General features: G+C 62.2%; 20 protein-coding genes. 14 read left to right on the top strand and 6 right to left on the bottom strand.

Annotation, left to right across the window (positions count from 1 at the left end):
* Positions 1–12 precede the first annotated feature (12 nt).
* The 4 genes from AC07XZ_RS16835 to AC07XZ_RS16820 all read left to right on the top strand — a co-directional run bounded on the left by AC07XZ_RS16835 (position 13) and on the right by AC07XZ_RS16820 (position 3,478).
* Positions 13–438, top strand: coding sequence for a VOC family protein (locus tag AC07XZ_RS16835; RefSeq protein WP_085747586.1), 426 nt, complete (start codon positions 13–15; stop codon positions 436–438).
* 113 nt (positions 439–551) lie between these two features.
* Positions 552–1,811 carry a cation:dicarboxylate symporter family transporter gene (locus AC07XZ_RS16830; protein ID WP_102686647.1) on the top strand — a complete coding sequence of 420 codons (1,260 nt, stop codon included), beginning with the start codon at positions 552–554 and terminating at the stop codon, positions 1,809–1,811.
* A gap of 109 nt (positions 1,812–1,920) precedes the next feature.
* Positions 1,921–3,024 carry an alkene reductase gene (locus tag AC07XZ_RS16825; protein ID WP_102686648.1) on the top strand — a complete coding sequence of 368 codons (1,104 nt, stop codon included), beginning with the start codon at positions 1,921–1,923 and terminating at the stop codon, positions 3,022–3,024.
* A gap of 73 nt (positions 3,025–3,097) precedes the next feature.
* A complete protein-coding gene (locus AC07XZ_RS16820) occupies positions 3,098–3,478 on the top strand; it encodes a nuclear transport factor 2 family protein (protein WP_102686649.1) in 381 nt (126 codons plus the stop codon).
* A gap of 40 nt (positions 3,479–3,518) precedes the next feature.
* Here the strand turns inward: AC07XZ_RS16820 and AC07XZ_RS16815 are convergent, their stop codons facing one another.
* Positions 3,519–5,378, bottom strand: a complete 1,860-nt coding sequence (locus tag AC07XZ_RS16815) for an ABC transporter ATP-binding protein (RefSeq protein WP_102686650.1) — start codon at positions 5,376–5,378, stop codon at positions 3,519–3,521.
* Positions 5,379–5,542: 164 nt separating this feature from the next.
* On the opposite strand from AC07XZ_RS16815, the gene hchA reads away from it, so the two are divergent.
* The 3 genes from hchA to AC07XZ_RS16800 all read left to right on the top strand — a co-directional run bounded on the left by hchA (position 5,543) and on the right by AC07XZ_RS16800 (position 10,141).
* Positions 5,543–6,421, top strand: a complete 879-nt coding sequence (gene hchA, locus AC07XZ_RS16810) for a glyoxalase III HchA (RefSeq protein ID WP_102686651.1) — start codon at positions 5,543–5,545, stop codon at positions 6,419–6,421.
* Positions 6,418–7,137 (top strand): PA1136 family autoinducer-binding transcriptional regulator, encoded by a 720-nt coding sequence (locus AC07XZ_RS16805; RefSeq protein WP_102686652.1) that lies wholly within the window; start codon positions 6,418–6,420, stop codon positions 7,135–7,137. Before hchA ends, AC07XZ_RS16805 begins: the two co-directional genes overlap by 4 nt.
* Before the next feature lie 121 nt (positions 7,138–7,258).
* A complete protein-coding gene (locus AC07XZ_RS16800) occupies positions 7,259–10,141 on the top strand; it encodes an ATP-binding protein (protein WP_102686653.1) in 2,883 nt (960 codons plus the stop codon).
* On the opposite strand, the gene AC07XZ_RS16795 is transcribed toward AC07XZ_RS16800, so the two are convergent.
* From AC07XZ_RS16795 to AC07XZ_RS16785, 3 genes are all read right to left on the bottom strand, one after another.
* A complete protein-coding gene (locus AC07XZ_RS16795; protein ID WP_102686654.1) occupies positions 10,128–10,742 on the bottom strand; it encodes a response regulator transcription factor in 615 nt (204 codons plus the stop codon). The two genes, AC07XZ_RS16800 and AC07XZ_RS16795, sit on opposite strands and share 14 nt — an antisense overlap.
* A 78-nt stretch (positions 10,743–10,820) precedes the next feature.
* Positions 10,821–11,192, bottom strand: coding sequence for a response regulator (locus tag AC07XZ_RS16790; RefSeq protein ID WP_102686655.1), 372 nt, complete (start codon positions 11,190–11,192; stop codon positions 10,821–10,823).
* Complete coding sequence (locus AC07XZ_RS16785; protein WP_256590521.1) at positions 11,192–13,153, bottom strand: PAS domain-containing sensor histidine kinase; 1,962 nt, start codon at positions 13,151–13,153, stop codon at positions 11,192–11,194. The genes AC07XZ_RS16790 and AC07XZ_RS16785 overlap by 1 nt, the downstream gene beginning before the upstream one ends.
* 338 nt (positions 13,154–13,491) lie before the next feature.
* Between AC07XZ_RS16785 and AC07XZ_RS16780 the strand changes: the two genes are divergently transcribed.
* Positions 13,492–14,457 carry a quinone oxidoreductase family protein gene (locus AC07XZ_RS16780; protein WP_256590522.1) on the top strand — a complete coding sequence of 322 codons (966 nt, stop codon included), beginning with the start codon at positions 13,492–13,494 and terminating at the stop codon, positions 14,455–14,457.
* On the opposite strand, the gene AC07XZ_RS16775 is transcribed toward AC07XZ_RS16780, so the two are convergent.
* The gene (locus tag AC07XZ_RS16775; RefSeq protein ID WP_102686658.1) at positions 14,444–15,673 is read right to left on the bottom strand and encodes an MFS transporter; all 1,230 of its coding nucleotides are present in this window, start codon (positions 15,671–15,673) and stop codon (positions 14,444–14,446) included. The two genes, AC07XZ_RS16780 and AC07XZ_RS16775, sit on opposite strands and share 14 nt — an antisense overlap.
* 216 nt (positions 15,674–15,889) lie before the next feature.
* On the opposite strand from AC07XZ_RS16775, the gene AC07XZ_RS16770 reads away from it, so the two are divergent.
* The 4 genes from AC07XZ_RS16770 (at position 15,890) to AC07XZ_RS16755 (ending at position 19,674) form a co-directional block, all read left to right on the top strand.
* Positions 15,890–17,224, top strand: coding sequence for an epoxide hydrolase family protein (locus tag AC07XZ_RS16770; protein ID WP_102686659.1), 1,335 nt, complete (start codon positions 15,890–15,892; stop codon positions 17,222–17,224).
* Positions 17,225–17,295: 71 nt separating this feature from the next.
* On the top strand, positions 17,296–18,339 hold the full coding sequence (locus tag AC07XZ_RS16765) for an alpha/beta fold hydrolase (RefSeq protein ID WP_102686660.1): 1,044 nt from the start codon (positions 17,296–17,298) through the stop codon (positions 18,337–18,339).
* Positions 18,340–18,363: 24 nt separating this feature from the next.
* A complete protein-coding gene (locus AC07XZ_RS16760) occupies positions 18,364–18,873 on the top strand; it encodes a cytochrome P460 family protein (RefSeq protein ID WP_102686661.1) in 510 nt (169 codons plus the stop codon).
* Between the two features lie 24 nt (positions 18,874–18,897).
* Positions 18,898–19,674: an alpha/beta fold hydrolase gene (locus AC07XZ_RS16755; protein ID WP_064382021.1), complete on the top strand. Its 777-nt coding sequence runs from the start codon at positions 18,898–18,900 to the stop codon at positions 19,672–19,674.
* A gap of 46 nt (positions 19,675–19,720) precedes the next feature.
* On the opposite strand, the gene AC07XZ_RS16750 is transcribed toward AC07XZ_RS16755, so the two are convergent.
* Positions 19,721–20,935, bottom strand: coding sequence for an MFS transporter (locus AC07XZ_RS16750; protein WP_102686662.1), 1,215 nt, complete (start codon positions 20,933–20,935; stop codon positions 19,721–19,723).
* A 134-nt stretch (positions 20,936–21,069) separates the two neighbouring features.
* On the opposite strand from AC07XZ_RS16750, the gene AC07XZ_RS16745 reads away from it, so the two are divergent.
* Both AC07XZ_RS16745 and AC07XZ_RS16740 read left to right on the top strand, forming a co-directional pair.
* Positions 21,070–21,885, top strand: a complete 816-nt coding sequence (locus AC07XZ_RS16745) for an AraC family transcriptional regulator (protein ID WP_102686663.1) — start codon at positions 21,070–21,072, stop codon at positions 21,883–21,885.
* Positions 21,886–22,019: 134 nt separating this feature from the next.
* Complete coding sequence (locus AC07XZ_RS16740; protein ID WP_064595644.1) at positions 22,020–22,769, top strand: creatininase family protein; 750 nt, start codon at positions 22,020–22,022, stop codon at positions 22,767–22,769.
* The last annotated feature ends 3 nt before the right edge of the window (positions 22,770–22,772 follow it).

The following is a 22,772-nucleotide window of genomic DNA, read 5'->3' as shown; positions in this document are numbered from 1 at the left end:
ATCGGAGTCCTGATGAGCCTTTCGCCATTCCACCTCGCCATCCCCGTTTACAACCTGGCTGCAGCCCGCACTTTTTACGGTGAGGTCTTCGGCCTGGAAGAGGGTCGTTCCAGCAACCAATGGGTCGACTTCAACTTTTACGGGCATCAACTGGTGATTCACGAACACCCGAAAACCGACTCTCAGCAAAGCGTTCACAGCAACCCGGTCGACGGGCACGACGTTCCTGTTCCTCACTTCGGCATCATCCTGGGATGGGAAGAGTGGGAAGCGCTGGCAGAGCGCCTCAAGTCTTTCGGTACCGAATTTGTGATCGAACCTTACATTCGATTCAAAGGACAGGTTGGCGAGCAAGCCACCATGTTTCTGTTCGACCCTTGCGGCAATGCCCTCGAATTCAAGGCCTTCAAGGATATGAGCCAGCTCTTCGCCAAGTAAGAAACGCAATGGCACAACGGCGTTGTGCCATTTGATCTCAAGTGAGCTGGAAGCTCATGACTCTAGCAACTGCCGATTGATGCAGTCCTTTCATTCCAACAAGAAGGCTAGACATGAAACGTATTCCCCTGGTGTGGCAAATCGTTGCCGGGCTGTTGCTTGGCGTGCTCGTTGGTTGGTACTTCAATACCCATCCGCAGTATCAGTCGTGGGTCAGTACGGAGATCCTGAAACCGCTTGGCGATATCTTCATCAAGATGATGAAGATGGTGGTCGTGCCTATCGTGTTCTGTTGCATGATCCTGGGTATCGCCGGAGGCGGGGATAACAAGTCGTTCGGCCGGATGGGCATCAAGTCGCTGGGCTATTTCTTTGCGATCACCGGCTTGGCCATCGTGATCGGCCTGTGTTTCGCGAACCTCTTCGAACCCGGTACGGGCACCGATATTTCGGGCATCGCACACGGTGCTGCCGCCATCACGATGGAGCCTTCGAAGGGCGCGCTCGTGATTGTGCAAAACATCGTTCCGGATAACGTTCTGGTGGCGATGTCCGAGGCGAAGTTGCTTTCTGTGCTGTTCTTCGCGGTGTTGTTCGGTGTCGCGCTCAACGCATTGCCCAGGGAGAAAAGTGCACCTGTGGTTGCGCTGGTCCAAGGCATTTCAGATGCGATGTTCAGGATCGTCTCGATCGTCATGGCCTATGCCCCGATAGGGGTGTTCGGCATGATCGGTGCGACCGTCGCGACCTTCGGTTTTGCCTCGTTGTTGCCCCTGCTCAAGTTGATTGGTGTGGTTTATCTGGCGCTGATCGTCTTCGCATTGGTAGTGCTCGGAGGAATCAGTTACCTGATCGGCGAGAACATCTTCAAGTTGATCAGGTATTTCCGCGACGAGTTGATTCTTGCGTTCTCCAGTGCTGCCTCCGCAGCGGTCATGCCGCAGTTGATGAGCAAGCTGGAGGCCTACGGAGTGCCGCGGCGCATTGTCAGTTTTGTGGTGCCAGTGGGGTACGCGTTCAACCTCGATGGCGCGTCGATCTTCCTCGGGGTGGCGACAATCTTTATCGCCCAGCTTTATGGAATCGATCTGTCGCTTTCTCAGGAAATCCTGCTGGTGGTGACCATGGTGCTGACCTCCAAAGGTGCTGCCGGGGTGCCTGGATTCGCCATCGTCATCCTGTCGGCCACGTTGGCGTCTGCCGGTCTCCCGCTGGAGGGCGTGGCACTGATCGCCGGTATCTTCAGGATTATCGACAGCGGCACCACCACCCTGAATGTGTTGGGCAATGCGATCGCGCCCCTGGTGATCGCCAAATGGGAGAGGGTGACTCTTGAGCCTTCGCGCACCCGCCCGGACGTACAAAAGGCCTGACGATCACAAGGAGCACTGACGGTGCTGCACGAGTAAACGCCTGCTGATGTACAGGCGATTTTTTTCATCAAGTTACTAGACGACCGGTCTGATATTGAAGGTATGCAACATGATTGATAACAGTCGCAACACGGATCTTTTTTCTCCCATGCAAATGGGCGCCCTGCAATTGGCCAACCGGATTGTCATGGCGCCCGTGACTCGCAGCCGGGTGGCTGAAGACGGCGTTCCGAACGAACTGCACGCGACTTACTACGCACAGCGCGCGAGTGCCGGCTTGATCATTGCCGAAGCGACAAACATTTCGGCGCAGGGGCGTGGCTATGCCATGACGCCGGGGATCTGGTCGGACGCGCAGGTGGCGGGCTGGAGAAAAGTCACGGACGCCGTCCATGCCGCAGGTGGCAGGATTGTCAGCCAGTTGTGGCACGTGGGGCGTTTTTCCAGCGTCGAGTTACAGCCCGACGGTGCCGCTCCCGTTGCGCCCTCGGCGATCAAGGCAGAAGGCAGCACCTACACCGAGAACGGCTTTGTCGAAGTGTCGATGCCCCGAGCGCTGGAGACGTCGGAGATTCCCGGCATCATCGAGCAATACAAGCGCGCCGCTGAAAATGCCAGGCGTGCCGGTTTCGATGGGGTGGAGGTTCATTCGGCGAACAGCTATCTGCTCGACCAGTTTCTGCGTGACTCGACCAATCAGCGCACTGACCGGTACGGCGGCACCATTGAGAACCGCGCCCGACTGACGCTTGAAGTCACTGAAGCGGTGATTTCGATCTGGGGCAGTGACCGCGTCGGCATCCGTCTTTCGCCGGTCACGCCCGATGCCGGAAACACGCCTCCCGACAGCAATGTCATGGCGACTTACGGATATCTGATTCAGCAGCTCAACCGGCTCAATCTGGCCTATCTGCACTTCGTCGAAGGCGCCACCGCGACTTCGCGAACGGTTCCTGATGGCGTTGATATGGATGCATTGAGCGCGCAGTTCGAAGGCCCCTTCATCGGCAATAACAACTACGACCTCGAGATGGCACTGAAGCGCCGGGCACAGGGCCGGATTGACGCGGTGGCGTTCGGGCGCCTGTTCATTTCCAACCCCGACCTCGTGGAGCGCCTGCGTCGGGGCACCGAACTGACCATCGCGCCACGCGAGAGCTACTACGGCGGCGGCGCCAAGGGCTACACCGACTGGCCAACGGCTGACCATTGATGTGTGCGCCCTGAACCGGATCGGCGCAGGGCGGCTTGATTGAAAAAACATTCACAGCAAACAGGAGTTCATCATGAGCCATCCAACTTACGTGCAGGAATACAACGCAATCGTCGAAGTCCTCAGCCAGTACAACGAAGGGGGAGCAAAGGCTGACAGCGCCTTGATGAAGCCCGCGTTCAATGCGCAGGCGACCATGTTCGGGGTTGACGACGGCAAGCTCGTCGGCGGCGTGATCCAGAATCTGTATGACGTCATCGACAGCGCGTTTCGTCCATCTCCTGAAGCCGAAGCCGCGATCGTCCGCATCGACATCGTCGGCACGGCCGCGAGTGCCCGGGTCGATACCGACAACGTGTCGGGGTTCCGTTTCACCGACTTCTTCAACCTGCTGAAGGTAGACGGCAAGTGGACGATCGTCAGCAAGATCTACCACACCCACCCGAGCGCCTGAGCCCTCGTCTTCTGCCCCGGCAGTACCGGGGCAGCACCGTTTACGCCTGATCCATCGCCTCGGCCACGCCCTGATCCTCACCCAGAAACCCGCCACTCTGATGCTGCCACAACCGCGCATAGGTGCCGTTTTTCGCCAGCAGTTCGGTGTGGGTGCCTTGCTCGATGATCCGTCCCTCATCCATGACAATCAGTCGGTCCATCGCCGCAATCGTCGACAGTCGATGCGCAATCGCGATCACGGTCTTGCCCTGCATCATTTCATCGAGGCTTTCCTGAATGGCGACTTCGACTTCTGAATCCAGGGCGCTGGTAGCTTCGTCCAGTAGAAGAATCGGCGCGTTCTTGAGCATTACCCGGGCGATGGCGATCCGTTGGCGCTGGCCACCGGAAAGCTTGATGCCGCGTTCGCCCACCAGCGTGTCATAGCCGGTGTGGCCCTGGCGGTCGCTGAGCTGGTTGATGAAGCCGGCGGCCTGAGCATTGGCCGCCGCGCGCTGGATCTGTTCGTCGGTCGCGTCCGGTCGGCCGTAGGCGATGTTGTCGCGAATCGAGCGGTGCAGCAGAGACGTGTCCTGAGTGACCATGCCGATCGCGCTGCGCAGGCTGTCCTGTGTCACCTGCGCGATGTTTTGCCCGTCGATGCGGATCTCGCCGCGATCCACGTCATAGAAGCGCAGCAGCAGGTTGATCAGCGTGGATTTGCCGGCGCCGGAGCGGCCCACCAGACCGATTTTCTCGCCCGGCTGGATGCTCAGGCTCAAGCCGTCGAGCACCTGGCGTTCGCCGTTGTAGTTGAAGCTGACGTTGTCGAATTCCACGGCGCCGCCGGAAGGTACCAGCACGCCGGCGTCCGGCGCGTCCTGCACCTTGGGGCCACGGGTCAGGGTGTCCATGCCGTCCTGCACGGTGCCGATGTTTTCGAACAGCGACGTCATCTGCCACATGATCCAGTGCGACATGCCGTTGATGCGCAACGCCATGGCCGTGATCGCCGCCACCGCCCCGGTGCCGACTTCGCCCTGATGCCAAAGCCACAAGGCATAGCCGCCGGCGCCCATGATCAGCCCGACTACCAGCGCCTGATTGACGATCTCGAACTGGCTGACCAGACGCATCTGGCGGAAACCGGTCTGCTTGAAATCCTCCATTGCCGCCCGCGCAAAATGCGCTTCACGTTTGGAGTGGGAGAACAGTTTCACCGTGGTGATGTTGGTGTAGGCGTCCGAAACCCGGCCCGTCATCGATGACCGCGCATGGGCCTGTTCCTGCCCGACCTGGCCCAGGCGTGGCACGAAGTACAGCATCGCCAGCCCGAACAGTGCGACCCAGGCAATGAACGGCAGCATGAGTTTCAGGGCGAAACCGCCGGCCAGGGCGATGATCGCTATGAAGTAAACGCCGATGCCCGGTGCGATTTCGATAACGGTGAACAGCACCTCGCGCACGGCCAGTGCCGTCTGCATCACCTTGGTCGTGACCCGGCCGGAAAACTCATCGGAAAAGAATGAAAGGCTCTGCCGCAGCATCAGCCGGTGGAAATCCCAGCGCAGCCGCAGCGGCAGATTGATCGCCAACACCTGGTGCTGAACCATGGTGCGCAGCGCCACCAGCCCGACGCTGGTCAGCAGCACGAGGCCGATGCCCCACAGCACACGGCTCTCCTGGCCGTTCACATCGCCGCCGGCCTGCCAGGCCGAAAGCAGGTCAACGACCTGACCCAGAAAGGAAAACAACCAGGCTTCGTAGATCGACACACCGGCACTGAGCAGCGCCAGCGCGAGGATATAGCCGCGAGCGCCACGGGTGCAGGCCCACAGGAAGCGCGCCAGACCGACCGGCGGTGGCGGCGCTTCGTCGGGCGGGAAGGGGTCGAGCCGTTGTTCAAACAGGCGAAGCATTGTGGGTCTCCGAATTCATCAGTTGCGGGGATTCTGCCACTTATCGATCACATTGAGGGGCCGCAGGTTCAGTGCGTGATCTTTTGAGGGAAAACCCTCATTGTTGTAACGCTGACGCCTTACTAGCATGAACTCCGACGTTGACCCACTCGATGGAGAGCACCATGGCTACCACGCAGACTGACGACAAGCGCCCAACCCCCGATCCGGCCGAGGACAACGCGTTTTTCCCCTCGCCGTATTCCCTCAGCCAGTTCACTTCGCCCAAATCCGATCTCAGTGATGCCGAGTACCCGAACCGTTACAAGGGCGGGCGCTGGAAGATCCTGATGATCGGCGCGGACGAGCGCTATCTGTTGACCGACAACGGCACCATGTTTTCCACGGGCAATCATCCGGTTGAAACCTTGCTGCCGATGTATCACCTGGACAAGGCCGGTTTTGGCTTCGACGTCGCGACGCTGTCAGGCAATCCGGTCAAGTTCGAATTCTGGGCCATGCCCTCCGAAGACGCCGAAGTGAAGGGCTTCTACGAGCAATACCGCGATCAGTTCAAGCGTCCGCTCAAGCTGTCTCAGGTGATCGAAGAAGCGCTGGGCGAGGACTCGGATTACATCGGCGTGTTCATTCCCGGCGGGCACGGTGCGCTGATCGGCCTGCCGGAAAGCGAGGACGTGAAGAAGATCCTGCAATGGGCAATCGCCAAGGACAAATTCGTCATCACCCTGTGCCACGGCCCGGCGGCGCTGCTGGCGGCCGGCCTCGGCGAAACAAAAGATTCATGCATCTTCAACGGTTACCGGATCTGCGCGTTTCCCGATGCGCTGGACGCTACAACCCCTGACATTGGTTACATGCCCGGCCACCTGACCTGGAAGTTCGGCGAGCAGTTGCAGGCGCTCGGTGTGGAAATCACTAACCAGGACATTTCCGGGGCCACGCTTCAGGATCGCAAACTGCTGACCGGTGACAGTCCGCTGGCGGGCAATGCGCTGGGCAAACTGGCGGCGGCCGCGCTCCTGAAAGAGGTCACGTCGGGGTGAGCCCCGGACCTGCCGAAGCACTCTTGCGCGCCGCCCTCGACATCGAGGCGGCGCCCACGCTAGTGGCGATCCAGAAGGCCGTTCGCGGTTTCGCCGGGGCCTATGGTTACGATCGGTTCGTCCTGTTCTCCGCCACCTCGGCGTCGGAGGACGTGGTCGAGCGCATTTACTGGGTGGAAGGCGACTGGTTTGGTGATGGCACTGGCGTCGACGCCGAGACCTACGTTCAGCGCTGCCCAGTGACTCGCCACCTGTTGGACGCCCGCGAATCGTTCTTCTGGAGCAAGGTGCAGGAGGAGAGCGGCGAACTTTATCGGCTGGTCCGCGTGCCCAGTGGCTCTGGTGTACATGGCTTGCAGATTCCGGTCTTCGGCCCGCAGGGGCTTGAAGGCGCCATGAGTCTGGGGGGCGAGCAGATCGATGCCTCGGCGCGAGTTCGTCTGGCGTTGGGCATGCTCGCCACCGTGGCGTTTTACTCCGCACGACGCTTGCTCGAAGCGCCGCTGGACGAGACGGCCGGAAAACTCTCGACCCGTGAGCGCGAAGTGCTGGCGTGGGTCGCTGCCGGTCGGCGGCAGGCCGACATCGCCGCCACGCTCGGTTTGTCCGGGCGCACGGTGGAAAATCACCTGCGTTCGGCTCGTCGGCATCTGGGCGTGGCCACCACCGCTCAGGCCATCAAGATTGCCATTCGCAAGGGTGAAATAAAGGGGTGAGGTTCTCACTCAGCCGGTCCCGTGCTTGAACGGTGGTGCAAAACTCCTATGATGCAAAGGGCCTGCGCCGGCTGTCTGTAACCGGCGCCGCCCCCTACGTTTTTTAGAGAGATCGATCCTCGTGGAGTCTTTTCCGGGCGCATTGCACGAATCCCTCACGACCCAATTCATTTTCGGTCCTTTCTGTGTCGTTCCAGGCAAACGACTGCTGACCCGCAACGGGGTGGCGGTCGAGATCGGCGGGCGGGCGCTGGATCTGTTGATCGCCTTGCTCGAGCAACCGGGACGCGTGCTGTCCAAGTACGACCTGATCGACAAGGTGTGGCCCGACAGCGTGGTGGCCGAAGGCAGCCTGCGCTTTCATATGACCGGTTTGCGGCGGATTCTCGGCGATGGCGAGGAACAGGCGCGGTATATCGCGACCCAGGTGGGCGTGGGCTATGCCTTCGTCGCGCCGCTGGAAAGAAAACAGACCGCTGTTCAACCGGCGCCCATCGCGCCCCGAGCCACTGATGGCGTTTGCAGTCTGCCGCCCCGGGCAAAACTGATCGGCCGCGAGAACGATCTGCAACTGGTCATCGACCACATGCAGCAACCGAGGCTGTTCACCATCGTCGGCCCCGGCGGCGTCGGCAAGACCAGCCTGGCCATCGAAGTGGCGCACCGCATCGCCGCCCAGGGCTATGAGCGCGTCAGCTTCGTCGATCTGGCACAAGTGGAAGACTGCGCGCTGGTGCCGTCGGCACTGGCCCGATCGTTGGACATCCCGGTGCAGGCGGAAGACCCGATGTTCGTCCTGCTCGCGCATTTGCGTGAGCAGCGGCTGATGCTGGTGATCGACAACTGCGAACACCTGATCGACGCGGTGTCGACCCTCCTGGAACAGATCAGCGATACCGCGCCGGATGTCGGGGTTCTGGCGACCAGTCGCGAACCGCTGCGGGTACGTGGCGAATACGTGCACTGGCTCAATCCGCTGGAATTTCCCCGTGAGCCGCAACACCTTTGCGTTGAAGAATTGCTGGCATTCCCGGCCATCAAGCTGTTTGTCGAACGTGCATCGTCGAGCAATGCCGCGCTGTTGCTGGAAGCGGATGGAGGGCAAATGATTGCGGACATTTGCCAGCGGCTGGAGGGCATGGCGCTGCCGATCGAACTGGCGGCGATGCGGGTCGCCAGTCATGGATTGAAGGCCACCCATGCACTGCTCGGCGAGCGTTTCTCGCTGGGCTGGTCGGGGCGCAGGACGGCGGTGCCGCGCCATCAGACCCTGCGCGCCATGCTCGACTGGAGTTATGACCTGCTGTCGCCGCAAGAGCGCCTGGCGCTGGAGCGGTTTTCGGTCTTCGTCGGGCCGTTCTCCCAGGAAGCTGCCGCTCAGGTGGTTGCCGAATCGCAACACGAAAGCGCCACGGCGGCCGCGATCCTCGATGATCTGGTGTGCAAGGGACTGGTCACAGTCGATCACAGCGACTCGACGGATTCGTATCGCTTGCTGGAGATGACGCGCGCCTACGCCCGGGAGAAATTGACGGCGCGGGGAGAGGCCGAGGTCAATGCGCTGGCGTTCCGGCACGCGGCGTTTTACATGGATCTGCTCGGCCATCTGGGGACTTCTCCCGAGGAGATTTTCCGTCACTCGGCGCGTCTGGCCAGCCAGTTGGGCAACGTTCGCGGTGCGCTGGAATGGAGCTTCGGGCCCCACGGCGATCCGGGGCTGGCGTTGCCGCTGGCGGCCGCGAGCGCGCCGTTGTTCCTGCATTTTTCATTGCTGGTCGAGTGCCGGACGTGGTGTTCCCGGGCGGTGGAACTGCTGGAACTGGGGTACTACGGCACGCCCACCGAGATGGAGCTGCAAGCCGCGCTCGGTCTGGTGCTGATGTTCACCCGGGGCAACAGTGAGGCCGCCGAAAAAGCCTTGCTCCGGGCGCAGGACATTGCAGTCGCGTTGAACGACTACGGCTCACAGCTGAGGCTGCTGGGCCGCTTGCAGATCTTCTACGAGCGCATCGGTGATTTCCCTTCGTCGCTGACCTGGGCGGAGCAGGCAGCGGTGGTCGGCAACATCCTCAACGAGCCCGCCGCCATCGCGATTGCTTCATCGCTGACCGGCATCTCCCATCATCTGCTCGGCAATCAGCGTCTGGCTCGCCAGGAACTGGAAAGCTCGCTGCGCAACAGCTTGCCGTCCCATCCCAGCAACACGATCTACTACGGCTTCGATCACCGCAATCGCACGGGGCTGGCGCTGGCGCGTTCACTCTGGCTGCAGGGCTATCCCGATCAGGCGCGGCGCTGGGCTGAGCAGATCGAGGCCGAAGCGTCGGCACTGCAGCATCCGGTCACCTACTGCATCGCCATGGTCTGGATCTTGTGCATCTATATCTGGACCGGTGATCTGGCGAAGGCCACCGCGAGCCTTGAGCGGTTCAGCGCCATCGCCGAAACCAACGCGCTTGGCCCCTACGTTGCTGCCTGCCACGGGTTGCGCGCGGCGATCGCCATCCGCGCCGAGGAGCCGGGGGATGCAGTTGCCATGCTGGAAGAAAGTCTGGCGCGGTTGCGCAGCATGCGTTACGAACTGCTCACGACCTCATTTGAAATCGCACTGGCCGAAGGCCTGATGCTGGCGGGCCTACACCAAAAGGCACTGACGCTGGTTGACGGCACCATCGCTCACTGCCGGCAAAGCGGTGACGCCTTTGCACTGCCGGAGTTGTTGCGAATCAAGGCCGGTATTCTCAAGGTCATCCAGGCCGATGATGATCAGGCCATGCTGGCGGTTCTTGAGGATTCCATTGCGCTGAGCCGAGAGCAGGGCGCCTGGGCGTGGGAGTTGCGGTCATCGATGGATCTGGCCCGGTTCTGGCTTGAACAGGGGCAACCGGATCAGGCCCGGACGTTGCTCGGTGCCTGCCGCGAGCGGGCTTCGGAAGGCTTCGACAGCCTTGATCTGCGTCGGCTGGAAAGCTTCTGGCAGAGCCTGCCGGTCACGCCGGCGTAATCAGGGCGGCCATTTTCACCAGGTCCGCCAGCGAACGGGCCTTCATCTTGCGCATCACCTTGCCGCGATGGGCCTTGACGGTGATTTCGCTGATGTTGAGGTCGGCGGCAATCAGTTTGTTGAGCCGCCCGCTGACCACCGAAGCCATGATTTCCTGCTCGCGCGGCGTCAGGGTCTTGTAGGCCTCGAGCAGTGAGCGCAGGTTCTTTTCTCCCTCCAGCGACACACGACTGCTTTGCAGCGCATCGGCCATGGCGGCGAGGATCACCTCGTCATTGAACGGTTTGGTCAGAAACTCCACCGCGCCGGCCTTCAAGGCCCGCACCGTGCGCGGAATATCGCCGTAGCCGGTGATGAAGATGATCGGCATGTTGTGGCGCTCATCGGCCAGCGCGGTCTGCAGATCCAGGCCGTTCAGGCCGGGCAAGTTGATGTCCAGCACCAGACAACTGGGCACCAGCGCCCGGGGCGCGTCGAGAAAATCCTGCGCGGACTCGAACAGCCGTGGCTGCCATCCGGCGAAGCGGATCATCAGCTCCAGCGACTCGCGCACGGAAATGTCGTCATCGACAACGAATACGACGGGCGTGACATCACTCATCGGTAATGCTCCACGGGAAGGGGCGATTGCGTTGTTCGCGTTCAACATGTCGATTCCTTGTTCTGTTCGGCTTCACGCTCAGTCGAGGGGCAGGGCGGCGCTCAGGGCCTTGAGCAATTGGGCTTCGCTGAAGGGTTTGAACAGGCACTCCACGGCGCCACTGTTCAGCAGCTTCGCCTGTTCGCTGTCGTCGCCGTGCGCGGTGATGAAAATCACCGGAATGCGATAGTCGCGGCGCAGCAGCTCCCGTTGCAGATCCGGGCCCGACATCCCCGGCATGGCCACGTCGAGAATCAGGCAATGGGTCAAGTCCAGATAGGGCGATGCCAGAAACGCCTGCGCCGAGGCGAATGCCTGGACGGCAAAACCGAACTCCTTGATCAGGTCAGGCAGTGATTCACGAACCGATTCGTCGTCATCGACCACCGATACGAGCAAATGCGTACCCATCAATCATTCTCCACGGTGCGATCGGCGAGGTCGCGGTTATCGGTTTGCGGCAAGTCTGTCGAATTCGGGATGGCAAAGGTAAGCGTCGTACCCGGGCCGTCGTTGGCGGTGGCCCACAGCTTCCCGTCGTGGCGCTCGATGATCGAGCGACTGATGGACAGACCGACGCCCATGCCCGAACTTTTGGTGGTGTAAAAGGCATTGAAAATGCGCTCGATGTCCTGCGGATCGACGCCGTTGCCGCTGTCTTTCACCGCCAGGCAAACGCTCTCGTCCGCCCCAAGGCCGGTGCTGACGATCAATTCTCGGGGCCGGCCGTGGATCGCACTCATGGCCTCGGCGGCATTCATGATCAGGTTGAGGATCACCTGCTGAAGCTGGACCCGATCGCCCCTGACCAGCGGCAGGGCTTCGGCAAATTGCGGGTGCAGCACCACGCCGTTGCGTTGCAGCTCGCCCAATAGCATGGCGATGACTTCCCGTGCCGCGTCATTCAGATTGACGTCTTCAATCGTGATGCTTTTTTTCGAGAACAGCGCCCGCAGTCGATTGATTACATCGGCGGCGCGATTACCGTCGCGAATGGTGCGGCGCGCGGTTTCCCTGGCGCCGTCGACATTCGGCGGGTCGGCGCCGAGCATGCGCAGGCAGGTGCTGGCGTTGGTGATGATGCCGGCCAGCGGTTGATTGACCTCGTGGGCAATCGACGCCGTGACCGCGCCAAGGCTGGCGACTCTGGCCAGGTGCGTCAGTTCCGAGCGCGCCTTGCTCAAGACCTCTTCGGCGAGCCGGCGCTGGGTGATGTCCTGCAGGGCGGCGATGTACTCGAAACCGTCCGGCGCATGGGCGATCGAGTGCGCCACCAGCCGCACGTATTTCACCGTGCCGTCGGGCATCAGCAGCCGGTGTTCGTGTTCGAAATCACGCCCCTTGCGGCGCTGGCGCTTGATCATCTCCCGATGGCTGGAGATGTCGTCCGGATGCACCCGGCGATAGATCGCCTCGAAACCGGGCGGGGTGTCCGGGTCCAGTTCAAGGATGCGGTAGACCTCGTCCGACCAGGTGATCTCGTCGGTGCTCACCCGCCAGGAAAACGTACCGGTGGCGCTCAGGCGTTGGGCCTTGGCCAGAAAGACTTCCGCCCGTTTGCGGTCTTCGATGTCAGTGTTTTCGCCGTACCAGCGCACGATCCGCCCCGTGTCATCGCGCTGGGGCACGGCGCGGATCAGGAACCAGCGGTAAATACCGTCGAAGCGTTTCAGTCGGGCCTCGTATTCACCGGCGCTGCCCGATTGCAGAATCCCTTGCCAATAGACTGCCAGGCCCGGTGCGTCGTCCGGGTGGATGGACGCCGTCCAGCCATGGCCGCAGGCCTGTTCGAGGGACATGCCGGTGTAGTCGCACCAGCGTCGATTGACGAAGCCGACGCTGCCTTCGGGCGAGGCACTCCAGACAAAACCGGGCACGGCATCGATGATCCCGCGCAAGCGCTCTTCCGATGCGCTGACTTCAGCGAGGGCACTGGCGATCAAGGCCTTGTCCCGCCGGCGCTCATCGATATCGACCTGCAAAACGCACCAGCGTGTGATGGTGCCTTCGCTGTCTCTGATCGGCAGGCCGCGCACATGGAACCAGCGATAGACACCGTCGGCGCGACGGATGCGATGCTCGATTTCATAGGGAGTGCCGGTGCCGACCGAATGCATCCACGCGGCGATGACCGAGGGCAGATCGTCCGGGTGCACGGTTTCGCCGGCCTGCCATTTTTTCAGTTCATGGAGCGGGGCGCCGATGTAGTCCATGATTTGCCGGTTGACCTGTTCCAGCTCACCGGAAGGCGTCATGAAGGCGACCATGGCCGGGATGCTGTCGATGATGGCTTCGACCCCGGGCATGGGCATGATCTCGTCACTGGTGCGGTCTGGACCGTCCTCGATGACGCGCTCCTGCTCGTTCGTCATACCGATTCTCATTGTGTGCAGTCACCGTTGAACAAAGATGCGCCTTCTGCTGGCACTCGCCCATCATACTTTGGTGTCGCCCGTGGCGAATATCGGCCGACATTGCACACTGCGATGAGCATCACAGTGGTGCTTTTGTAAGCCACTGTATCTATGCCCCCCCAAGCCATACAAGGATGCAAACGGATCGGTCTGGGAAAACGCGTGGATACATCCGCCGCGCAGCCTTGGCCCTGGTTTCAACGTCCTTCGACGTTGAGTGAAAGCAACGTGACTTCCGCGCTCTTGCCACCCGAAAGGCAGCAGGACCGGTCGTCCCGATGACAGGGCAGAACATTATGAAAACAGTGGTTATCCAGGCCTTTGGCGGGCCTGAAGTGTTGACGGTGCAAGACATACAACTGGCAGAACCGGGGCCCGGACAAGTCCTGGTCAAGGTCATGGCGGCGGGCATCAATTTCATGGACACCGGTGTCCGACGCGGGCTCGGCGGCGCCTCGGCGTTGCCGCTGACGCCAGGTGCGGAAGGCGCCGGCATCGTCCTCGCCACCGGTCCGCAGGTGACGGAGTTCGGAGTCGGTGACCGCGTGGCCTGGCATTACGTGCCGGGCAGCTACGCCGAACAGGTGATCGCCCCGGTCAGCCAGTTGGTACCGTTGCCCGATGAGATCGACTTCGCCACCGCCGCCAGCCTGATGATGCAGGGCCTGACCGCCAGCAATCTGGTGGACAAGGTGCATGCGATCCAGCCGGGTGACGTGGCCTTCGTGCACGCGGCGGCGGGGGGCGTGGGGCTGATGCTGACTCAGATGATCAAACTGCGGGGCGGTAAGGTCATTGGCCGGGTGTCCCATGCCGACAAAGTGGAGGCGGTGCTCGCGGCCGGGGCTGACTATGTAGTGATCGGGCGAGCGCAAAACATTGCCGGACAGGTCATGCGCCTGACGGAGGGGCCGCGCGTGAATGCGGTGTACGACGGCACCGGCGCGGAAGGCTTCGCCGACTCGCTGGAGATGCTGGATTACTTCGGCACCCTGGCCTTGTACGGTCCGTTCATGAACCCGATCCCGCCGATCGATATCTTCAGCGTGCCGCGCAGCATCAAGCTGACGTATCCCTCGGTCATGCACTACGTGCGCGACCGCGAGGTGCTGCTGGAAAAATCCCGGCAACTGTTCGCGTGGGTCAGCACCGGCAAACTGAAAACCTTCATCGGCAAACGTTATTCACTGGACGAGGTGCAACAGGCCCATCGCGATATCGAGTCGCGCAACACGACGGGCAAGCTGATCATCGTCCCTTAGTGCCACGCCAGATCAGCAGGGCCGCCAACACCTGGCTACCGGCGAAAAACGTGAACAGGTGTTGTGCGGTCCATCCGGCATCCAGCAGAAAACCGGCGACCAGCGGCGAAATGATCGCCCCCAGACGCCCCATCCCCAGCACCACGCCGACACCGGTCGTACGAACCGAGGTGCAGAACGCTTGAGGAGCCAGGACATACAGAGCCGCGACCGCACCATTGAGCATCAGCCCCAGCGTGACTGCCACGAGTGTCGCCAGACCGGGGACGCGAGTGGCCGGCAGCATCAATGGCAGCAGGGCGGCGTTGAGCAGCAGAAACCCCGACAACAATCGCCGGCAGCCGAAACGATTGGCCGCCAGTCCCAGCAGCAGGGCACCGAGCATCCCCCCCAACGCCAATAACACTCCGATCCGGGCGCCTTGTTGGTCGGTAAAACCGTTGTGGACCAGCAGGCTCGGGGTCCAGCTCATGACGAAGTAAAAGCAGAACATCAACAGAAAGAGTGCCAGTGCCAGCGATGTGGTCTGTTGCCACTGACCGGGCGAAAACGGTCGACTGGGGTTGTCAGGCGACGGTGGAGCGACAGGCGCGCCGTGTTCCAGTGCCAGAAATGACGGCGACTCTCGCAGCCAAAAGACGCCGGCAAGCGCGGCTGCCAGCGTGATGCAACCTCCGGCAAGAAAGACATACCGCCAGCCCATCAAATCATTCAGTACATGCGCCAGCACTCCGCCCAGACTCGCGCCCATGGCGAAGGCGAGGGATTGCAACGCGATGGCCAGATTGCGCCGCTGCGGGCTGGCGTGTTCGAACGTCAGCACGTTCGCCCCCACCAGCACCGCCCCCGTGCCGATGCCGGTCAGCAAACGCAGGAACATCAACACGTGATGATCCGGGCTCCAGAACGACAGCAACATGCTCAGGCCGCTGAGCAGCAGACCGGCGAGCAGTAACGGTCTGCGCCCGAAGCGGTCGGCCCTGGGCGCGGCCAGCAGCGAGCCGAGCGCCATTCCGACCAGACTTGCGCTCAACAACAGGCCCAGTTGCGCGCCGTTCAACGCCCACTCTGCCGCAACCCGGCTGGCGGTGAAGGCCATGGCCATGACGTCGAGTCCGTCGATCACGTTGAACAGCATGCACAACCCGATCACCCACCACTGCGAGGTGGACGATGGCGTGCCGCTCAGGCGTTCGAGCGCTGTTTCCCCACGCATCCGCAATCCTTGTTCCGCTCTGTGATTCAAATGGGTCTTTTCCCCGCCGCATTCTGCCCGTTAAGCGCTGCTGAGTTCGAGCGCGATTTTGCGCGCCGGGCCAGCGCGTCATACCAAGGTATCGACCGACACCATCGTGTAATCGCCCCGGTGCCAGCGCAGTGGTCTGATCCGATTGGCGATGCCTTTCGAATAATGACTACAAGGAGATCCATCATGGTTGCGGTTTCGTCCGGTCTTACCTGGCGCCATTGCCTGGCGTCATCCATCAGGGGCGGCGCGCTCGGCCTTGCCGTACTCGCTGGCAGCAGCGGCGTCTGGGCCGCGGATCCGTCGCAAGCCATTCGCCCGTACACCATCCATGTGGACGAAGCGAAGTTGAGCGACCTGCGCAAACGCATCGCCGACACTCGCTGGCCGGACAAGGAAACGGTCGGCGACGTGTCCCAGGGCGTGCAACTGGCGCAGGTCCAGGCGTTGGTGAAGTATTGGGGCGACGGCTATGACTGGCGCAAGGCCGAAGCGAAGCTCAATGCCTTGCCGGAGTTCGTGACCACCATCGACGGCGTCGACATCCAGTTCATCCATGTGCGCTCGCGCAATCCCAATGCGATGCCGCTGATCCTCACCCACGGCTGGCCGGGTTCGCAGTTCGAATTCCTCAAGACCATCGGCCCGCTGACCGATCCCGTGGCCTATGGCGGCAAGGTCGAGGACTCGTTCGACGTGGTGATCCCGTCGATTCCCGGCCATGGTTTTTCCGGCAAACCGACCGAGCTCGGCTGGGGCCCTGACCGGGTGGCGAAGGCCTGGGATGTGCTGATGAAACGTCTGGGTTACAGCCATTACGTGTCCCAGGGTGGCGATCATGGTTCGGTGATTTCCGATGCACTGGGTCGCCTGGCGCCGCCCGGTTTGCTGGGTATCCACCTGAACATGCCGGCCACCGTGCCGCCGGAACTGGTCAAACCGATCAACAGCGGCGACCCGGCCCCGGCAGGACTGACTGCGCCGGAGGTGACGGCCTTCAATTCGCTCAGTCAGTTCTTCGGTCGTAACGCCGCTTACGGCGCAATGATGGTGACCCGGCCGCAAACCATCGGTTATCTGCTGGCCGACTCGCCCGCCGGCACGGCCGCGTGGATGTATGAAAAATTCGCCGCGTGGACCGACAGCGACGGTCAGCCCGAGAAAGTCCTGAGCCGCGATGAAATGCTCGATGACATCAGCCTGTACTGGCTGACCGACAGCGGGGCGTCGTCCTCCCGTTTCTACTGGGAGAACAACAACAATAACTTCAGCGCCGCCGCGCAGAAGACTGCCGACATCAAGGTGCCGGTGGCGATCACCGTGTTCCCGCACGAAATCTACCGCGCGCCGAAAGTCTGGTCGCAGCGCGCCTATCCGTCGCTGGCCTACTTCAGCGAAGTCAGCAAGGGCGGTCACTTCGCGGCATGGGAGCAACCGCAACTGTTCGGCGAAGAACTGCGCGAAGCCTTCCGGCCACTGCGCGCGGCTGCGCAGAAAACCGCTGCTCAGGCAGCCCGCTAACCCTGCAATTCGCAAGCCCTTCAACACCAAGTCCGGAACCGCCGCCCGGCGGTTCACGAGGGAGACTCGGCATGACTGACTCTAACGCTGTAACCCCATCCCGGCGCGTGCTCGCCGTTTCGATCCTGGCGCTTGCGCTGGGCATCGCTTCGGCATACGCCAGCGCCGCCGACGTGCCCGCCGGCAAGATCGACGCCATTACCGCTGGCACGAATGTTTCGTTCGGCGCGCTGAAACACGTCAAGGCCGGACTGCTGGACGTGTCCTACGCCGAAGTGGGTCCGGCCGACGGCCCGGTGGTCATCCTGCTGCACGGCTGGCCCTACGACATTCACAGCTACACCGACGTGGCCCCGGCGCTGGCGCAGAAGGGCTATCGGGTGCTGATTCCTTACGCGCGCGGCTACGGCGACACGCGTTTCCTGTCCGCCAAAACCGTGCGCAACGGCCAGCCGGCGGCGCTGGCCAAAGACCTGATCGACTTCATGGACGCCCTGAAAATCAAGCAGGCCGTACTCGGCGGCTATGACTGGGGCGCGCGTACTGCCGACATCGTTGCAGCGCTCTGGCCCGAGCGGGTGAAAGCGCTGGTGGCGGTGAGCGGTTACCTGATCAGCAGCCAGGAAGCGGGCAAGACGCCGCTGCCGCCGGCGGCGGAGTTGCAGTGGTGGTATCAGTTCTACTTTGCGACCGAGCGCGGTCGTCTGGGCTACGAAAAGAACACCCATGACTTCGCCAAACTGATCTGGCAACTGGCCTCGCCGAAGTGGAGCTTCGACGACGCGACCTACGACCGCAGCGCCGCCGCGTTGCAGAACCCGGATCACGTCGCCGTGTCGATCTTCAACTACCGCTGGCGCCTGGGGCTGATCAAAGGCGAAGCGCAATACGATCCGCTGGAGAAAAAACTCGCGGCATTCCCCTCGATCGGCGTGCCGACCATCACCCTCGAAGGCGACGCCAATGGCGCGCCGCACCCACCGGCCGAGGCCTACGCCAAACGCTTCACCGGCAAGTACGAGTATCGGCTGATCAGCGGCGGTATCGGCCACAACCTGCCGCAGGAAGCGCCGCAGGCGTTCGCCCAGGCGGTGATCGATGCCGATCATCTCTGACTGCTGGCCTGAGGGGATCCGACGATGAAACTCAACCATTGGGCCGTGTTGCCGGCGGCCATTGCGCTCGCGGCACTGGCGGCCACCGGTGTCGCGTTGGGCGAGGCCGATGACGGCGACGCCTCGCCGATCTACGGCGTGAAACTGCCGAAAAACTATCGCCAGTGGGCGCTGATTGCCCCGGCCCAGGAAGCCGCGCCGCTGGATGAACTGCGCGCGGTGCTGGGCAATGACCGGGCCCTCAAGGCTTACCAAAGCGCATCGCTGCCGTTTCCCGACGGCACGGTGCTGGTGAAGCTGGCGTGGAAACACGTGCAGTCCCCCGAGTTCGAGCCGGCCTCGATTCCGGGGGCGGCCACCACCGTTCAGGTGATGGTCAAGGACTCGCGTAAATACGCTTCGACCGGTGGCTGGGGATTCGGGCGGTTCATCAACGGCAAACCCGCCGATGAAGCCCAGCACCAGACCTGCTTTGCCTGCCATCAGGCGCGGGTGCAGAACCACGATTTTGTCTTCACTCGATACGCTCCCTGAATCCGTCATACGAGGAACATCCAGATGAAAAAAACACTGATTGCACTGAGCATCGCTGCGGGCCTGTGCCTGGGCGCCAATGCCTTCGCCCAAACCGCCAAACCCACGGTGGTGCTGGTGCACGGCGCATTTGCCGACGCGTCGAGCTGGAACGGCGTGGCGAAGATTCTCGAGAAGGATGGCTACACGGTGATCGCCGCCGCCAATCCGCTGCGCGGCGTCAAGAGCGATGGCGCAGCGGTATCGGCATTGCTGAGCAGCATCCAGTCGCCGGTGGTGCTGGTCGGTCACTCCTATGGCGGCAACGTCATCAGTGATGCGGCCAACGATCATGCCAATGTCAAAGCGCTGGTCTACGTCAGCGCGTTTGCCCCCGAGGCCGGTGAAACCGTCGCCGGTCTGGCCGGCAAGTTTCCCGGCAGCACCCTCGGGCCAACGCTGGCGCCACCCGTTGCGCTGGCCGATGGCGGCAAGGACCTGTACATCCAGCAGAGCAAGTTCCACGATCAATTCGCCGCCGACGTCCCCGCTGCACAAGCGGCCCTGATGGCCGCGACTCAACGTCCGGTCACCGAAGCCGCGCTGAACGAGCAGGCCGGCACGCCGGCCTGGAAACACATTCCGTCGTGGTACATCTACGGCGACAAGGACAAGAACATCCCGCCCCAGGCGATGGCGTTCATGGCCAAGCGTGCGGATGCCAAGGCCGTTGAGGTCGTGAAGGGCGCCTCGCACGTGGTGATGGTGTCGAACCCGGCGCCGGTGGCGCGGCTGATTGAAAAAGCCGCTGCAGCCAACTGAAAACCTGCGACGTGCCGACGCGCGTCGCAGGTCTGTCACCCCCGGCTCAGGCAACGGACACCTGCGGCGATCCAGCCGGTGCCAGTCTGAGCAGGGGTGTGATGCCGAGCATCAACAGCAGTACCGCGAACAGCAAGGTGTACGCCGGGCCATAGTGTCCGGCGTATTCGCGCAGGGCACCGAACAACAGCGGCCCGAGCGCGGCGATCAGGTAACCGATGAACAACATGAACACCGTCCACAATCCGGCCTGTTCGCTGGTGCGGGCGTGATCCAGCGGCAAGGTCATGGCCACGGTGAAACCCATGCCCAGCCCGATGGCCGCGAGCACCACGTAGAGCATCGGCCAGTACGCCGGCAGGAACGCCATGCCGCCCACCCCGAGCAGGGCCAGCAACGCCGACAGCCCAAGCAAACCGCGCCGGTCGTGGGCCTTGCCCGGAATCAGCCCCGCACCCACGCTGGCCACGGCGAACACCGCGGTAAAAATGCCCAGCAGAACGCCCGGGGAAACACTCGATGTGGCCGCTTCCACCGACGCTGGCGCCATCCAGGCGAAGAGGGCGTAAACCACGAATTGACCGGCACCGAAGTTCAACGCGATCAGCCACGCCTGCAGATTGCTCCATGGCAGACGTTTGCTCGGATTTGACGGCGATTTCACTACAGGCGCCGGTGTCGCAAAACGCCGCGCCATCCACACCCAACTGGCGATGGCGGTGACACACAGCACGCTCCAGAACCCGGCGCTGACCCGCCAGTCCTGCGCCAGCTCGGCAATCGGGGCGCTGAGCACCGCCGCGAGGGTCGCGCCCAGGCTCAGGCCGCCGGCATAGATGCCCATGAACAGCGCCGGCCGTTGCGCAAAGTGGGTCTTGATCCACGCGCCGGTCATCGCGCCGGCGACGGCAATGCCGATGCTGGCAAAGAACGTACTGCCGAGCAGGAAGAATGCATTCGGCGAGATCGCCCGCAGCAAGGTCGAGGCCCCCAGCAACGTCAGTGCGACCACTACACTGCGATCGATCCCGAAGCGCCTGGCCAGGCTCGGAACTATTAACGCGAACACGCCCATGCAGATGTCGGGAATCGAAGTCAGCAGCGCGGCCTGGGTGTAGCTCAACTGGAAGTGCTGCTGGATCAACAGCAGAATCGGCCCCACCGAAATGATCGGCGGCCGCAGGGCGATGGACAGGATCAGCAGGCCGATCACCGCCGTGACGCTCTGTTGGTGGGCGGAGAGATTGCGGGTGATTGCCATGGGAAAAGCCTCATTGATGAACAATGAGCGCAAGGCTAACAATGGGCCGGCCATGGCAAATGCCAGGGTTTGTCGCCAAAGTGACAATCGCCGCTTTAACACGATCAAGGTCTGTTTTCAGGAGACTCCAGCCGATGAAACGAGAGGTGCGCAAGATCATCGCCCAGCGTGATTCCGCGCCGCGCAGCGAACGTTATCCCGACTATCAGGACGTGCCGCGGGTAATGACCGTGCTGGTGCGTGATCAGGCCACCGGCGAATACAACGAGCCGCACGTGCATCGGCACGGGCAGTTGCTGTATGCCTCGAACGGCGTGATGCGGGTGGCTACCGAGCGCGGCTTGTGGATCCTGCCGCCGAAGCGCGCGCTGTGGATTCCGCCCGGAATGATCCACGACCAGTTGATGCTCAGCGCGGTCAAGATGCGCTCGATCTACATCGAGCCGCAGGTCTGCGCAGGGCTGGGCCATCACTGCAAAGTGCTGGAGATCCCCGGACTGCTGCGCGAGTTGATTCTGGCCCTGGCCGAGCAGCCAATCGAGTATCCGCAGGAGGGCCGCAACGCGCACATCGTAGCGTTGATACTCAGTGAGTTGCAGGCGGCGCGGACGCTGCCGATCGAAGTGCCGTGGCCGGTCGACCGGCGACTGGTCACGGTGTGCGAGGCGATTCTGCAGGATCCCGGACAAGACCATTCCATCGGCTATTGGGCAGACCGGGTCGGTGCCAGTTCGCGCACGCTGATTCGCCTGTTCGTCAATGAAACCGGCCTGAATTTCCGCCACTGGCTGCAGCAGGTGCGGCTGGCGACCGCCATAGACCGGCTCGACAAGGGGCAATCCGTCGGGGTGATTGCCCGGGATCTGGGCTACGCCAGCCAGAGTGCCTTCAGTGCCATGTTCAGACGGGTGATGGGCGAATCGCCCCGTGAATTTCTCGTTCACGATTAGCGCGTTTCGGCGATTCCGATACCTTCGTATTCTGTCGTCGAAGGGAGGCGGGTGGTATCAATGACACTGCTGTTGCAGGTGCACTGAACACCCAGCCTCGTTCCGCGAGGAACCTTCGAAGAGTGAGAATCCTGATGCTTTTATACCTATCGACCTGGTCCGAAATCGCCCAATTCCTCGAACGCAGCCGCACCATCGTCATCCCGATCGGTTCCAACGAACAGCACGGGCCGACCGGCCTGCTGGGCACCGACTGGATGTGCCCGGAAATCATCGCCCATGAAGCGCAGAAAAACGCCGACATCCTGATTGCCCCGACCTTCAACATCGGTATGGCGCAACATCACCTCGGCTTCCCCGGCACCATCTCGCTCAGGCCCTCGACCTTCATCGCCGCCATCGCCGACTGGACCCGTTCGCTGGCCGCCCACGGCTTTGAAAAGATCTTTTTCCTCAATGGCCACGGCGGCAACATCGCGTCAATCGAAGCGGCGTTTTCGGAGCTGTACGCCGAAGCGAGTTTCGCCCGACGCAAGGCCGGGTTTGCACTGAAGCTGTGCAACTGGTGGGATCTGGAAGGGGTGAACGAGCTGGCGCGTGAGCAGTTCCCGACCGGCCACGGCATTCACGCGACGCCTTCGGAAATCGCCGTGACCCAGTGGGCGTACCCCGATTCCATCAAGTCGGCGGACTACTCGCCGCAGATCGCCAACTGGGGGCCGATCCGTGAAGCGGCGGATTTCCGCGCCCGTCACCCGGACGGCCGCATGGGCTCGGACCCGGCGCAGGCATCGCCGGAAAAGGGTCGGCAACTGGTGGAAATGGCCGCTCGCGGTCTGGTGCAGGAGGTGCAAGCCTTCAGCCGCGAATCACTGCCTGACTGATTC

The sequence above is a fragment of the Pseudomonas sp. GW458-11-26-14-LB4 genome, from assembly GCF_059423925.1.
This window is presented reverse-complemented; position numbering and strand designations above follow the sequence as displayed.

Excerpts from the sequence above, each read along its gene's own strand:
- AC07XZ_RS16835 (WP_085747586.1), top strand. The coding sequence starts at position 13 with ATGAGCCTTTCGCCATTCCACCTCGCCATCCCCGTTTACAACCTGGCT.
- AC07XZ_RS16830 (WP_102686647.1), top strand. The coding sequence starts at position 552 with ATGAAACGTATTCCCCTGGTGTGGCAAATCGTTGCCGGGCTGTTGCTT.
- AC07XZ_RS16825 (WP_102686648.1), top strand. The coding sequence starts at position 1,921 with ATGATTGATAACAGTCGCAACACGGATCTTTTTTCTCCCATGCAAATG.
- AC07XZ_RS16820 (WP_102686649.1), top strand. The coding sequence starts at position 3,098 with ATGAGCCATCCAACTTACGTGCAGGAATACAACGCAATCGTCGAAGTC.
- AC07XZ_RS16815 (WP_102686650.1), bottom strand. The coding sequence starts at position 5,378 with ATGCTTCGCCTGTTTGAACAACGGCTCGACCCCTTCCCGCCCGACGAA.
- hchA (WP_102686651.1), top strand. The coding sequence starts at position 5,543 with ATGGCTACCACGCAGACTGACGACAAGCGCCCAACCCCCGATCCGGCC.
- AC07XZ_RS16795 (WP_102686654.1), bottom strand. The coding sequence starts at position 10,742 with ATGAGTGATGTCACGCCCGTCGTATTCGTTGTCGATGACGACATTTCC.
- AC07XZ_RS16790 (WP_102686655.1), bottom strand. The coding sequence starts at position 11,192 with ATGGGTACGCATTTGCTCGTATCGGTGGTCGATGACGACGAATCGGTT.
- AC07XZ_RS16785 (WP_256590521.1), bottom strand. The coding sequence starts at position 13,153 with ATGACGAACGAGCAGGAGCGCGTCATCGAGGACGGTCCAGACCGCACC.
- AC07XZ_RS16780 (WP_256590522.1), top strand. The coding sequence starts at position 13,492 with ATGAAAACAGTGGTTATCCAGGCCTTTGGCGGGCCTGAAGTGTTGACG.
- AC07XZ_RS16775 (WP_102686658.1), bottom strand. The coding sequence starts at position 15,673 with ATGCGTGGGGAAACAGCGCTCGAACGCCTGAGCGGCACGCCATCGTCC.
- AC07XZ_RS16770 (WP_102686659.1), top strand. The coding sequence starts at position 15,890 with ATGGTTGCGGTTTCGTCCGGTCTTACCTGGCGCCATTGCCTGGCGTCA.
- AC07XZ_RS16765 (WP_102686660.1), top strand. The coding sequence starts at position 17,296 with ATGACTGACTCTAACGCTGTAACCCCATCCCGGCGCGTGCTCGCCGTT.
- AC07XZ_RS16760 (WP_102686661.1), top strand. The coding sequence starts at position 18,364 with ATGAAACTCAACCATTGGGCCGTGTTGCCGGCGGCCATTGCGCTCGCG.
- AC07XZ_RS16755 (WP_064382021.1), top strand. The coding sequence starts at position 18,898 with ATGAAAAAAACACTGATTGCACTGAGCATCGCTGCGGGCCTGTGCCTG.
- AC07XZ_RS16750 (WP_102686662.1), bottom strand. The coding sequence starts at position 20,935 with ATGGCAATCACCCGCAATCTCTCCGCCCACCAACAGAGCGTCACGGCG.
- AC07XZ_RS16745 (WP_102686663.1), top strand. The coding sequence starts at position 21,070 with ATGAAACGAGAGGTGCGCAAGATCATCGCCCAGCGTGATTCCGCGCCG.
- AC07XZ_RS16740 (WP_064595644.1), top strand. The coding sequence starts at position 22,020 with ATGCTTTTATACCTATCGACCTGGTCCGAAATCGCCCAATTCCTCGAA.